The following is a 13864-nucleotide window of genomic DNA, read 5'->3' on the forward strand; positions in this document are numbered from 1 at the left end:
TCGACATGGAAACCCTTGCTCCAGCCAAGTCCACAATTCATAAACCAACAGGGTTACACACCCAATCATATCCCGTTAAAATGCCTGCGAAACCCAATTTGATGGCAAAGTTGGATATGATCACGAAGCGATTAGAGACAATGGCTATCAAGGCCAGTGTGATCGACAGCCAGGAGGTGTGGGAGTTGTTGAATGCGTTGAAACTCGAAATTCTGGCGCTTGAGCATGTCTATTCACGAGCTGAGATCATTCAACGGCTGGCTTCACTTCGGGCGCTTGTTTGCGAGTCACCATTTATCGCCAGAGCACAAGTATGGCCTCGCGGTTACCAGGGCGATTTTGAAACGATAAAGCATATCATCGATGGAAAAAATAAAGCGGTTAAGCACTCATTGGGCTATTTGCTTGAAGATTTTTTTATCCATTCTGACATCTGCAAACAGCATGTTAATAAAATCAGGGTGCAGAGCGAACTAGTTGGTGAAACCATTCGAAGTAATAGGCATCCGCGAATTATGTCAATCGGTTGCGGAACGTCTGAAGATTTAGCTATGCATATCGACTTGTTGAAACGTAAACCGGCTTCTATTACCCTGGTTGATATTGATCGTGACGCATTGGCTTGTTCAAGCGGACGATTGGCTGCAATCAGCGATCAACTTACGTGTTTAAACGGGAATATTTATCGAATTGCCCGGCAGCTACAGCAACAGTATGATCTAATCCTGATCGGCGGTGTATTCGACTACCTGAACGATAAGACGATTAGTAGCATACTCCGTTCCTTAAGGGCCAATATCGCCGGAAATGGGAAGATTTTCTTTACAAACATTGCCGATGGTAACCCATACCGCGTATTTATGGAGTACCTCTCCAACTGGCAATTGATTGAACGTAGTCAGGAGGATATCATTGAACTGATTAAAGGGGCTGGATGGCCTGCCAATAACTTTCACATCCAGAAGGATAAGACTGGCCTAACTTATTTAGTCGAGTTAAATCAGGTTCATTAGACGGTTAAGACTTAGCATCCATGACGAATTCAAAGGCAAAGCCCTGCTCAGTTTGACCAGGGCTTTGCCTTTTTCATGCTGACTATTGTTGCCGTTTAAACTAGCTGTAAATTCGTATCATAACTGCCGATTTTTGTATAAGCTACTTGTTCGGTATGCCACTCAACTTTGCGCTAAGGTATCAGCAGCGCTGGTTGATTAGCTAGTTTTACCACCTTTGGTTGGTACAGGGTAAATAATTAGTTAACAAAACGTTATTGAAGATGAAAGCAGTAGGGTTTAAAACGTCGCTTCCAATCACAGATGCAGACAGTTTTATTGAATTTGAAACGGAAAAACCAGCGCCAGAAGGCCGTCAATTGGTAATAAAAGTCAAAGCTGTATCTGTAAACCCGGTAGATTTTAAAATCAGACAGAATTCGGCAAAAGATATAGTGCTTGAACAGCCCAAAATTATTGGGTGGGATGCTGTAGGCGTCGTAGAAGCTGTTGGCGATCAGGTTAGTCTGTTCAGAGTAGGGGATGAAGTGTACTATGCTGGAGATATAACCAAACCCGGTAGCAATGCCGAATACCAATTGATCGATGAACGCATTGTCGGACGTAAACCGTATTCTCTATCGCCTGAAGCCGCTGCAGCCATTCCACTAACGGCTTTAACAGCCTGGGAAATTCTTTTCGACCGTATGCGCCTTTCTGTTGAACGGGATCGTAATAAGACTTTATTGATCATTGGTGGGGCAGGAGGAGTCGGATCGATTGCCATTCAACTTGCTAAAAAGTTGCTGAACCTTAAGGTTATTGCCACTGCTTCGCGTCCTGAAACGGTTGACTGGTGCCAAAAAATGGGTGCTGATCTGGTTATCAACCACCGAAATCTCGTCGACGAAGTCCGAAAGGCTGGTTTTCAGTACGTGGACTATATCGTTGATTTTGTCGATACCAATCTTTATTGGGATGCTATGGTTGAGCTTATCAAACCGCAGGGACACATTGCATCCATTACGGGTAGTGGTGTTCCGGTGCTCCTTAACAAGCTGAAAAATAAAAGCGTTAGTTTCTCCTGGGAGTTTATGTACACCCGATCTACTTATCAGACTGATGATATGATTGAGCAACACTTCATTCTCGGCCGGGTAGCGGAATTGCTGGACGAGGGCGTTCTGGAAACTACGCATACCCATACGCTATACGGTCTGACAGCCGATAATTTCAAACAGGCTCATGCGCAGTTGGAATCAGGTAAAACGATAGGGAAGTGGGTTATATCGTTTTGATAATAATAATAACGCTGTTGAGTACCAGTAACAAAAAGCCCTGCTCATTTCTGGCAGGGCTTTGCTTGTGGCTTTATGTTGACATTTGCAGAATAAAAATTGGACATGAGGTAAATCTAACTTAATAACTGCCTCAAGTTTATAGCCGATTCTCATGGACGATTCAGAAAGTAACCTGAACCGTTTTATAAAATAAATGTTGTACTTTAGGGCAACTAATTCACCCGCCGATGCCTGAAAAGAAACGTACTATTATCATTTACGAAAACTACTTTAATGCATTTTTCGTCCAACAGCGGCAGAAAGTAAAGGATAAAATTATTTGGACATTTGATCTCATCGAGCAGTTAGATATTGTCCCTGAAACATACCTAAAGCAACTGGAGAATACGGATGGTCTGTACGAGATTCGGGTTCAGCAAGGTTCCGACATTTTTCGTATCCTTTGTTTTTTTGATGAAGGTAAGTTAGTCATACTGTTAAACGGCTTTCAAAAGAAAACTCAGAAAACTCCTAAAAGTGAAATTGAACGAGCCCAACGGCTTAAACATGACTACTATGCAGACAAAGAGCAAAATTAAAACGCTTGAAGAGTTTAAAGAGGAACACTATGGTAAGCGCGGTACTTCCAAACGGGATAAGCTGGAAGAAGGCTTTGAGGCTTTTAAACTAGGAGCGTTGCTACAAGAAGCCCGCCTGAAAAAAGGGCTGACGCAGGAACAACTGGCCGAGCGTTGTGGGACAAATAAAGCCTACATTTCAAAGATTGAAAACAATGTAAAAGAGGTGCGGCTTTCTACACTACAGCGAATTGTTGAAGTAGGCTTAGGTGGACATCTGAATTTATCAGTAAGTTTATAAGTTGTGATGGATAATGATAATACGTGGAAGACGATTCAACGTAAACTAACAGAAATTGTCCTTGAGATAGCAGAGAATTTCAATCCGCAGAAGTCACGGAGCCAAAAGAATATAATCGAATAACATTATGCCGTTGGCATAAGGCATTAAACTCGTCTGTATTTGGTTGTAAAAAGGAGTGAATCATAACAACAGAAAGGTAAAACCAATCATCGAATTAACAAAAAGCCCTGCTCATTTCTGGCAGGGCTTTTTGTTAATTCGATGACTTTATATTGACGCTTATACCGTCGCCCGTTTTTTGCTGCGGGCAAACTGATCGCGCGATTCGGTGATGGTCTCCAGTTCTTCCTTCGAGCCGACAATCGCGTTCTGGTAACGACGAAGACCGGTACCCGCTGGAATCAGGTGACCCACAATCACGTTCTCTTTCAAGCCTTCAAGCGTATCCCGCTTACCACGGATCGACGCTTCGCTCAGTACTTTCGTGGTCTCCTGGAAGGAAGCCGCCGAAATGAAGCTGTCGGTACCCAGCGACGATTGCGTAATACCCATCAACGTTGGTTGCGAAACAGCAGCCATTGCGTCACGAACGGTCACAAGGGCCATATCACGACGTTTCAGGGTGGAGTTTTCATCACGAAGCTGGCGGCTCGTTACAATCATACCCGGCTTGAAGTTTGGCGAATCGCCAGCGTCCATAACCACTTTGGCATCAAGAACTTTATCGTTTTCCTCACGGAACGACCACTTATCGACTACCTGACCTTCGAGGAAGTTGGTGTCACCTGAGTCGATAATCTCAACTTTCTGCATCATCTGCCGCACGATGGCTTCGATGTGCTTATCGTTGATTTTCACCCCTTGCAGGCGGTATACTTCCTGAATTTCATTCACCAGATACTCCTGAACCGCCGTTGGGCCTTTGATCGCCAGAATATCGCTTGGCGTAATGGCACCATCCGACAGCGGAGCACCAGCCCGTACAAAGTCGTTGTCCTGTACAAGAATGAACTTCGACAGCGGTACAAGGTACTTCTTCTTCGTGCCATCTTTCGACTCGATGAAGATTTCGCGGTTACCCCGTTTGATGGTACCATAGGTTACCACACCGTCGATTTCACTCACTACAGCCGGGTTCGATGGGTTCCGGGCTTCGAACAATTCCGTTACCCGTGGTAGACCACCCGTGATGTCGCGGGTTTTACCAACGTTACGTGGAATTTTCGCCAGCGGCTGACCCGCTTTGATTTTCTGCCCGGCTTTTACCACCAGACGCGAACCAACCGGCAGGTTGTAGCTCTTCTGCAATGGACCCCCGTCATTATCAGGCAAGTGCAGTGTCAACGTGGTTGTTCCTTGTACAACGATGGCTGGGTTCTTCGCTTTGTCGCGGCTTTCGATGATCACCATCTCCTGGAAGCCCGTCTGTTCGTCGAACTCTTCACGGTAAGTGATCCCATCTTCAATCGCATCGAAGGTCAGCGTACCCGTCAGTTCAGAAAGGATAACGGCGTTGTAAGGGTCCCATGCACAGATGTCATCGCCCTTCTTCACAATATCGCCTTCTTTCACGCGCAGGAATGCACCGTAGGGTACGTTGTTGCTGATCAGAACCTGGTTCCGGTCGTCAGGATTCACGATCCGAACTTCACCCGAACGACCCATTACGATCGTTTGTGGGTTACCTTCGGCGTCTTCTGACTCAACCGTCCGCATTTCTTCAAACTCAATCAGACCATCGAATTTCGCTTTGATCGACGCATCAACCGCAATGTTCGACGCCGTACCACCCACGTGGAAGGTACGAAGAGTAAGCTGCGTACCTGGCTCACCGATGGATTGCGACGCGATAACGCCCACTGCTTCACCGATGTCGACCATACGGCCCGATGCCAGGTTACGGCCATAACACTTGGCACAAACACCCTGACGCGATTCGCAGGTCAGTACCGAACGGATTTCAACCGTTTCGATGCTGGTTTCATCGATCTGAGCGGCAACTTCTTCCGTAATCAGTTCACCAGCACCGATGATCAGATCTTTCGACAGCGGATCGTAAATGTCGTGAACTGTAGTACGGCCGAGGATACGTTCAGACAGTGGCTCAACAATATCTTCGTTGTCTTTTAGCGCCGAAACTTGCAGACCGCGCAGCGTTCCACAGTCGTCTTCGCTGATAATCACATCCTGCGCTACGTCGTGGAGACGGCGGGTCAGGTAACCGGCATCGGCCGTTTTCAGAGCCGTATCGGCCAGACCTTTCCGAGCACCGTGCGTCGAGATGAAGTATTCCAACACGTCGAGACCTTCTTTGAAGTTCGACAGAATCGGGTTTTCGATGATCTCACCAACCGAGCCTTGCAGGTTTTTCTGTGGCTTGGCCATCAGACCCCGCATACCACCCAACTGACGAATCTGCTCGCGCGAACCACGGGCTCCCGAGTGCATCATCATGAAGATCGAGTTGAAACCACCCTGATCGGCTTCGAGCTGCTTCATCAGCGTTTCGGTCAGACGAGAGTTTACGCGCGTCCAGATGTCGATAACCTGGTTATAACGCTCGTTCTCCGTGATCAGACCCATCAGGTAGTTGTCCCAAACGCCCTGTACTTCGGCCTTGGCTTCTTCAACCAGACCTTGTTTGGCTTCTGGAATCATCACGTCACTCAGACCAATTGACAGACCGCCTTTGAAAGCCATCTGGAAACCAAGTTCTTTGATCTCATCAAGGAATTGAGCTGTCCGTGCACCACCCGAAATTTTGAAGATCAACGCAATGATTTGTTGCAGTTTCTTCTTCGTGAGCAGTTCGTTGATATATCCAACCTCCTCAGGTACAGCCTGGTTGAACAACAACCGGCCAGCGACGGTGTCAATTATTTTAGACACGGTCTCCCCATTTTCGTCCCGGACTTTAACCCGGCACTTAATGTTGGCGTGTTTGGAAATCCTGCCCTCGTTAATACCAATGATTACTTCTTCGGCACCATAGAAGGTCATACCTTCGCCCGCAATCGGATACTCTGGCGTACTCTTACGACCTTTGGTTACATAGTACAGACCCAACACCATGTCCTGCGATGGTACGGTAATTGGCGCACCGTTGGCAGGGTTCAAAATGTTGTGCGATGCCAGCATCAGCAACGAGGCTTCGAGGATAGCTTCCTGGCCCAGTGGTACGTGAACGGCCATCTGGTCACCGTCGAAGTCAGCGTTGAAGGCCGTACAAACGAGTGGGTGCAACTGGATAGCTTTTCCTTCGATCAGCTTGGGCTGGAATGCCTGGATACCTAAACGGTGCAGCGTTGGAGCCCGGTTCAGCAGAACAGGGTGACCTTTCAATACGTTTTCCAGAATATCCCAGATCACAGGGTCTTTCCGGTCAACGATTTTCTTTGCCGACTTCACCGTTTTTACAATACCCCGCTCGATGAGTTTGCGGATAACAAACGGCTTGAACAATTCAGCCGCCATGTCTTTCGGCAGACCACACTCGTGCAGTTTCAGTTCAGGACCAACCACAATAACCGAACGACCCGAGTAGTCAACACGCTTACCGAGCAGGTTTTGGCGGAAACGCCCTTGTTTACCTTTCAGCATATCGGACAGCGACTTCAGTGCCCGGTTACCTTCCGAACGAACGGCGTTCACTTTACGCGAGTTGTCGAACAGCGAATCGACCGCTTCCTGAAGCATCCGCTTTTCGTTACGCAGAATCACTTCAGGCGCTTTGATTTCGATAAGCCGCTTCAAACGGTTGTTCCGAATGATTACCCGACGATACAGGTCATTCAAATCGGAGGTAGCGAACCGGCCACCGTCGAGAGGGACAAGCGGACGCAGTTCGGGTGGAATAACCGGTACCATTTTGATCACCATCCACTCAGGGCGGTTTTCGATATGGCCGTTGGCTTCCCGGAATGCTTCAACTACTTTCAGTCGTTTCAGTGCTTCCGCTTTCCGTTGCTGCGATGTATCCGTAGCTGCCGAGTGACGCAGCGAGTACGAGAGTTCGTCCAAATCCAGACGCGACAACAGCATTTCTAACGCTTCGGCCCCCATCTTGGCGATGAATTTATTCGGGTCTTTATCGTCGAGGTGCTGGTTGCTGCTGGGCAGTTTGTCAATGATGTCTAAGTACTCGTCTTCGGTGAGGAAGTCGAGCTGGTTGATGCCATCTTCGGCTTTCACACCGGGCTGAACCACTACGTACCGTTCGTAGTAGATCACCTGATCAAGCTTTTTGGTCGAAAGACCTAACAGATAGCCAATTTTGTTGGGTAAGCTGCGGAAATACCAGATGTGCGCAACGGGTACCACCAGTTCGATGTGCCCCATGCGTTCCCGGCGAACCTTTTTCTCGGTTACTTCCACTCCGCAACGATCGCAGATAATGCCTTTATAGCGAATCCGCTTGTACTTTCCACAGTGACACTCCCAGTCCTTCACAGGCCCGAAGATGCGCTCGCAGAACAAGCCACCCATTTCGGGTTTGTAGGTCCGGTAGTTGATAGTCTCCGGCTGTGTCACTTCGCCGTAGGAACTCTCCAAAATAGACTCCGGCGATGCCAGGCTGATGGTCACGCTCTGGAAGTCGCTATTGAGTTTTTTGTTCTTTTTGAACGACATTGGTTGGAGATTATAGGTTTTAAAAGAGGAGTTAGAAGTTAGGAGCGAGGAGTGAGAATGGCTGGCGCAAAAAATGCTACCGGAGGCTTCTCACTCCTAACTCCTCGCTTCTCACTCCTATTACTCTAATGTAATTTCAAGGGCCAGACCACGTAACTCGTGCACCAGTACGTTGAACGACTCCGGAATATTTGGCTTCGGTAGGTTTTCACCTTTCACGATAGCTTCATACGCCTTCGCCCGGCCAACGACGTCATCCGATTTAACGGTCAGGATTTCCTGCAGGATGTTCGAAGCACCGAAGGCTTCCAGCGCCCATACTTCCATTTCGCCGAATCGCTGACCACCGAATTGCGCTTTACCGCCCAGCGGTTGCTGCGTAATGAGCGAGTAGGGTCCAATCGAACGGGCGTGCATCTTATCGTCAACCAGGTGACCCAGTTTCAGCATGTAGATGATACCCACAGTAACCGGTTGGTCGAAACGCTCACCCGTCAGGCCGTTGTATAGATAGGTACGACCAAATGATGGCAGACCTGCTGCATTCAATTCGTCAGCTACCTGTTGCTCAGTGGCTCCGTCGAAAATTGGCGTTGCATATTTCCGATCCAGTTTCTGACCTGCCCAGGCTAGTACGGTTTCGTAAATCTGACCGAGGTTCATCCGGGATGGTACGCCCAGCGGGTTCAGTACGATGTCGACCTTCGTTCCATCTTCGAGGAACGGCATATCTTCATCGCGAACAATCCGAGCCACAACCCCTTTGTTACCGTGACGACCAGCCATTTTATCACCTACTTTCAGCTTCCGCTTCTTGGCGATATACACTTTGGCCAGTTTCACGATGCCGGCTGGCAGTTCGTCACCTACTTCAAGCGTAAACCGTTCGCGCTTGAACCGGCCTGTGATTTCACTACGACGGGTGTTGTAGTTTTTCACCAGTGCCGTAATCAGCTCGTTGGTCTTCTCGTCGTCTGTCCAGTCGTTCAGATTTAGGTCAGATAGTAGGTTGGCTTCTTCCGGTACGGCATAACCGCTTTCATCCCGATACGCGTTCTTGTCAGGGAACAGATTATCGACAATATTTTTCCGGCTAAACTTCACGCCTTTGCTTACAATTTCGTCGCCGAATTTGTGCTTGACGCCGGAACTGGTTTTGCCCTCTAGTAAGGTTACTGTTTTCTCGATCATACGAGCACGGAAGTCGGTCAACTCACGGCTGTATTTTTTCATCAGAGCCTTCACTTCGTCCTTATGCTTACCGCGTTCTTCTTTCGCTGGACGGGCAAACAGTTTGGTATCGATAACGACCCCTTTCAGAGACGGTGGCGCTTTCTTCGACGCATCTTTCACGTCACCGGCTTTATCACCGAAGATCGCACGGAGCAGTTTTTCTTCAGGTGTTGGATCGCTTTCTCCTTTCGGGGTAATCTTACCAATCAGGATATCGCCTTCCTTCACTTCCGTACCTACGCGAACGATACCGTTTTCGTCAAGATTCCGAACCGTTTCTTCCGATACATTCGGGATTTCAGAGGTCAACTCTTCTTCCCCGCGCTTGGTATCCCGAACTTCCAGTTCAAATTCTTCAATGTGGATGGAGGTGAAGATGTCTTCACGAACCACACGCTCCGAAATCACGATAGCATCCTCGAAGTTGTATCCCTGCCATGGCATGAAAGCCACTTTCATATTACGTCCGAGCGCCAGTTCACCAGCCTGCGTGGCATAGCCTTCGCAAAGCACATCCCCTTTCTTCACCTTCTGCCCTTTCAGTACAGTTGGTTTGAGGTTGATGCAGGTATCCTGGTTGGTCCGGCGGAACTTAATGAGGTTGTATGTTTTCCGATCATCGTCGAACGAAACGGCTAATTCATCATCAGCCAGATCATAGCGAACAACAATTTTGGTCGAGTCAACAAACTCAATCACACCATCGGCTTCGGCAATAACCAGCGTCCGCGAATCAACGGCTACACGTCCTTCCAGACCGGTACCCACGATCGGCGCTTCGGGACGAAGCAGTGGTACCGCCTGACGTTGCATGTTCGAACCCATCAGGGCTCGGTTAGCATCGTCGTGCTCCAGGAACGGAATCATGGAAGCCGCCACCGATACAATCTGGTTCGGAGCAATATCCATAAAGGTTACGTTCGCTGGTTCAGCCATTGGGAAGTCACCTTCGAAACGTGCTTTCAGGCGGTCAACCTGGAAGTTTCCTTTGGCATCAATACCGGCATTTGCCTGCGCAATGTAATGGGTATCTTCTTCTTCAGCCGTCAGATACATCACGGGTTTATCCATCGCTACCTTACCGTTTTCGATAATCCGGTAGGGCGTTTCGATGAAGCCCATGCTGTTGATTTTTGCGTAAACGCACAGCGACGAAATCAGACCGATGTTTGGACCTTCCGGGGTTTCGATGGTACACAAACGACCATAGTGCGTGTAGTGTACGTCACGAACCTCGAAACCGGCCCGTTCGCGTGACAGACCACCGGGTCCCAGTGCCGACATCCGACGCTTGTGCGTCACCTCGGCCAATGGGTTGGTTTGGTCCATGAACTGCGACAGCTGGTTCGTTCCGAAGAACGAGTTGATCACCGACGAGAGCGTACGAGCGTTGATCAGGTCAACCGGTTTGAAATCCTCGTTGTCCCGAACGTTCATCCGTTCTTTGATGGTCCGGGCCATACGAGCCAGACCAACACCGAACTGAGCGTACAATTGCTCACCTACCGTCCGAACGCGTCGGTTGCTGAGGTGGTCAATATCATCGACAACGGCTTTCGAGTTGATCAGTCCGATCAGGTACTTCACAATCGAAACGATGTCTTCGGTGGTCAGCACCCGCATTTCTGACGAAATGTCGAGCTGCAGTTTTTTGTTGATCCGGTACCGGCCAACGTCACCTAAATCGTAGCGCTTATCCGAGAAGAACAGGCTCTGGATAATTTCGCGAGCTGTTTGTTCATCCGGTGCATCGGCGTTACGCAACTGCCGATAGATTTGCTCAACCGCTTCTTTTTCAGAGTTTGAGCTATCTTTCTGCAGCGTATTATAAATAATGTTGTAATCGGCCATGTTCATGTCTTCCTTATGCAGGATAACCGAACTCTGACCCGAATCCATAATTAGGTCAATATCATCGACCGACACAACCGAATCGCGCTCCATAAGCACCTCGTTCCGGCTAATCGACACTACTTCACCGGTATCTTCATCCACGAAGTCTTCCGTCCAGGTCCGTAAAACCCGAGCCGCTAACCGACGACCAATGGCCTTCTTCAGGTTTGCTGGTGTTGCCGCAATTTCTTCCGACAGGCCGAACAGATCAAGGATGTCTTTATCAGAACCAAAACCAATGGCCCGTAGCAGCGTCGTAACCGGGAATTTCTTTTTCCGGTCGATGTACGCGTACATGACGTTGTTCACGTCGGTCGAGAACTCGATCCAGGAACCTTTGAACGGAATGATCCGGGCCGAATACAGTTTTGTGCCGTTGGTATGCTTACTCATCGAGAAGAACACACCCGGTGACCGGTGCAACTGCGAAACAATGACCCGCTCTGCCCCGTTAATGACAAACGAGCCTTTCTCGGTCATGTAGGGGATGTTGCCTAAGAACACCTCCTGCTCAATCGTTTCGAAATCCTCGTTGTCAGGATCGCTGTTCGACAAACGCAGTTTGGCTTTCAGAGGCACGGAATACGTCAATCCCCGGTCAATCGATTCATCAACAGAATATTTTGGTGGATCGACCGAGTAATCAATAAACTCCAGCTTAAAGTTTTCGCGGGAGTCGGTAATAGGGAAGTTTTCCTGAAATACCTTAAACAAACCCTCTTCTGAGCGTTGGTTCGAAGGTGTATCAAGCTGGAAAAAATCTTTGAAGGATTTTACCTGGATATCCAGAAAATCTGGGTACCCAATCACTGGCTGAATCGTCGCAAAATTTTTGCGGGTACTGATTTTCGCGTTTGTCGCCAAGATTGTGCTTCGTTTAGTGCGTAACCGATTCTAAAATAGGTGCATGGCGTAGAGCTGCCATGGCACAAAATCTGATTCACGACGTATGGATTACAATTTATTAATTAGGCTTTTTAGTAAAAAACTCGTAAATCGTAATCAGTAAGTCGTCAATCAGTACTCCCCAGGCTGTCACCCAACCCTTGGGGAGTCAATAGATAACATAAGGCAATAAAAATTAGTTTGTCTTTTGCAAGTGCTTTTAGACAAAAATAGCTCCAAACAGGAAAAGACCAGACGTTGGTCTGGCCTCCCCTATCTGGAGTGATATGCGAAAGAGCGTGTAGCTTACTTAACTTCTACTTCAGCACCTGCTTCTTCCAATTGCTTCCGGAGTGCTTCAGCTTCGTCTTTAGCAACACCTTCTTTCACTGGTTTCGGAGCACCGTCTACCAGTTCTTTAGCTTCTTTCAGGCCCAGACCGGTCAGGTCTTTAACCAGTTTCACGACAGCTAGTTTAGCAGCACCAGCCGACTTCAGAATTACGTCGAACGACGTTTTCTCAGCCACTGCCGGAGCAGCATCGCCACCACCTGCGGCACCACCAGCTACCATTACGGGAGCGGCAGCAGCCGGCTCAATTCCGTATTCATCCTTCAGGATAGCAGCCAGTTCGTTAACTTCTTTAACCGTTAGGCCTACAAGCTGCTCAGCGAACGCTTTCAAATCTGCCATTGTAGTATTTTCTTAATTTGATTGTGATACAATTTGTTAGTAACGCGGACATCTTGTCCGCAATAATTTATCGGATGCGGACACGATGCTGGTATGCCAGCTCGGCCGCGTTACAGCTAAGCTGCTTCCTCGCGCTCCGACAGCGTTTTGAGGATACCGGCCAATTTGTTGCCGCCACCTTGAAGCGCCGAAATGACGTTTTTGGCAGGGGATTGTAACAGACCGATGATTTCGCCGATAAGCTCTTGCTTGCTCTTCAGTGCGATGAGCGTGTCAAGTTGATCAGCACCAATAAATAGACTATAATCAATTGAAGCAGCCTTCAATTCCAGCTTTTTGCTCGTTTTACGGAACTCTTTGATAAGCTGTGCGGGTGCTTTGCCATTGTCTGGGTGAAACATCACCGCCGACTGACCATGCAGCACCGTTTCGTTGAACGGCGTATAATCCGTTTCAAGGGGTTCGAGCGCTTTTTTGATGAAGCTGTTCTTCACCACTTTGTACTCAATCCCCCGCTCAAAACACATCCGACGTAACGTGTTGACTTCAGCAACCGTCATGCCATTCGCTTCCGTGATGTAGAAGAAGGGAACGGTCTGAAACTTTTCAGCCAGTTCCTCAATAATTGCTCCTTTTTCTTCGCGTTTCATGGCTTAAACTCCAGCTACTGTGCCTTTATCAATCGTTACTCCCGGACTCATCGTGCTCGACAGATTGATCGTTTTCACGTAGGTTCCTTTAGCCGACGAAGGCTTCAGTTTCAACAACGTGCTAATGATTTCCTGCGCGTTTTCGGCCAGTTTTTCTGGCGTAAACGATACTTTACCAATGCTGGTATGAATAGCCCCTTGCTTATCAACTTTAAAGTCGATTTTACCGGCTTTCACTTCGCGAACCGCTTTGCCAACTTCTGGCGTTACCGTACCCGATTTTGGGTTTGGCATCAAACCGCGTGGACCAAGAACTTTACCCAGACGACCTACTTTGGCCATAACGTTCGGCATCGTGATAATCACGTCAACGTCCGTCCAGCCTTGCTCGATCTTCTGGATGTAATCATCCAGGCCTACAAAGTCAGCACCTGCTTCTTTCGCTTCGGCTTCCTTGTCCGGGGTGCAGAGCACCAGAACGCGAACCGTTTTACCCGTACCGTGGGGCAGCGTTGCAACGCCACGAACCATCTGGTCAGCTTTACGCGGATCAACGCCTAACCGAACGTCAATATCCACAGAAGCATCAAATTTCGTATACGAAATGTCCTTCAGAATCTCGGCTGCCTGCTGGAGCGAGTATTCCTTCGAAGCATCGTATTTCGATTGAGCCTCTTTTTGTTTTTTCGTTAACTTAGCCATGTCTTTTTTTGCTTCGGCAAGTCTG

At 48.4% G+C, this 13864-nt stretch carries 9 protein-coding genes; 4 read left to right on the plus strand and 5 right to left on the minus strand.

Going from position 1 to position 13864, the window contains the following annotated elements; all coding sequences use genetic code 11:
* The first annotated feature begins 5 nt into the window (after nt 1-5).
* From ACYVFD_RS08670 to ACYVFD_RS08685, 4 genes are all read left to right on the plus strand, one after another.
* Nucleotides 6-1013 carry a class I SAM-dependent methyltransferase gene (locus tag ACYVFD_RS08670; protein WP_461089509.1) on the plus strand — a complete coding sequence of 336 codons (1008 nt, stop codon included), beginning with the start codon at nt 6-8 and terminating at the stop codon, nt 1011-1013.
* Between the two features lie 263 nt (nt 1014-1276).
* The gene (locus tag ACYVFD_RS08675) at nt 1277-2290 is read left to right on the plus strand and encodes a zinc-binding alcohol dehydrogenase family protein (protein ID WP_461089510.1); all 1014 of its coding nucleotides are present in this window, start codon (nt 1277-1279) and stop codon (nt 2288-2290) included.
* A 230-nt stretch (nt 2291-2520) separates the two neighbouring features.
* Complete coding sequence (locus ACYVFD_RS08680; protein WP_461089511.1) at nt 2521-2871, plus strand: type II toxin-antitoxin system RelE/ParE family toxin; 351 nt, start codon at nt 2521-2523, stop codon at nt 2869-2871.
* Complete coding sequence (locus tag ACYVFD_RS08685) at nt 2849-3151, plus strand: helix-turn-helix domain-containing protein (RefSeq protein ID WP_461089512.1); 303 nt, start codon at nt 2849-2851, stop codon at nt 3149-3151. The genes ACYVFD_RS08680 and ACYVFD_RS08685 overlap by 23 nt, the downstream gene beginning before the upstream one ends.
* Before the next feature lie 282 nt (nt 3152-3433).
* Here ACYVFD_RS08685 and rpoC read toward each other — a convergent pair whose 3' ends face one another.
* From rpoC to rplA, 5 genes are all read right to left on the minus strand, one after another.
* A complete protein-coding gene (gene rpoC, locus ACYVFD_RS08690) occupies nt 3434-7783 on the minus strand; it encodes a DNA-directed RNA polymerase subunit beta' (RefSeq protein ID WP_461089513.1) in 4350 nt (1449 codons plus the stop codon).
* A 120-nt stretch (nt 7784-7903) separates the two neighbouring features.
* Nucleotides 7904-11773: a DNA-directed RNA polymerase subunit beta gene (rpoB, locus tag ACYVFD_RS08695; RefSeq protein WP_461089514.1), complete on the minus strand. Its 3870-nt coding sequence runs from the start codon at nt 11771-11773 to the stop codon at nt 7904-7906.
* A 327-nt stretch (nt 11774-12100) separates the two neighbouring features.
* Nucleotides 12101-12487 carry a 50S ribosomal protein L7/L12 gene (gene rplL / locus ACYVFD_RS08700; RefSeq protein WP_020598184.1) on the minus strand — a complete coding sequence of 129 codons (387 nt, stop codon included), beginning with the start codon at nt 12485-12487 and terminating at the stop codon, nt 12101-12103.
* A gap of 116 nt (nt 12488-12603) precedes the next feature.
* The gene (rplJ, locus tag ACYVFD_RS08705; RefSeq protein WP_461089515.1) at nt 12604-13137 is read right to left on the minus strand and encodes a 50S ribosomal protein L10; all 534 of its coding nucleotides are present in this window, start codon (nt 13135-13137) and stop codon (nt 12604-12606) included.
* A 3-nt stretch (nt 13138-13140) separates the two neighbouring features.
* Nucleotides 13141-13839 carry a 50S ribosomal protein L1 gene (gene rplA, locus ACYVFD_RS08710; protein WP_461089516.1) on the minus strand — a complete coding sequence of 233 codons (699 nt, stop codon included), beginning with the start codon at nt 13837-13839 and terminating at the stop codon, nt 13141-13143.
* Nucleotides 13840-13864 lie beyond the last annotated feature (25 nt).

The organism is Spirosoma gilvum (assembly GCF_054776815.1).

Excerpts from the sequence above, each read along its gene's own strand:
- ACYVFD_RS08670 (WP_461089509.1), top strand. The coding sequence starts at position 6 with ATGGAAACCCTTGCTCCAGCCAAGTCCACAATTCATAAACCAACAGGG.
- ACYVFD_RS08685 (WP_461089512.1), top strand. The coding sequence starts at position 2,849 with ATGCAGACAAAGAGCAAAATTAAAACGCTTGAAGAGTTTAAAGAGGAA.
- rplL (WP_020598184.1), bottom strand. The coding sequence starts at position 12,487 with ATGGCAGATTTGAAAGCGTTCGCTGAGCAGCTTGTAGGCCTAACGGTT.
- ACYVFD_RS08680 (WP_461089511.1), top strand. The coding sequence starts at position 2,521 with ATGCCTGAAAAGAAACGTACTATTATCATTTACGAAAACTACTTTAAT.
- ACYVFD_RS08675 (WP_461089510.1), top strand. The coding sequence starts at position 1,277 with ATGAAAGCAGTAGGGTTTAAAACGTCGCTTCCAATCACAGATGCAGAC.
- rpoC (WP_461089513.1), bottom strand. The coding sequence starts at position 7,783 with ATGTCGTTCAAAAAGAACAAAAAACTCAATAGCGACTTCCAGAGCGTG.
- rplJ (WP_461089515.1), bottom strand. The coding sequence starts at position 13,137 with ATGAAACGCGAAGAAAAAGGAGCAATTATTGAGGAACTGGCTGAAAAG.
- rplA (WP_461089516.1), bottom strand. The coding sequence starts at position 13,839 with ATGGCTAAGTTAACGAAAAAACAAAAAGAGGCTCAATCGAAATACGAT.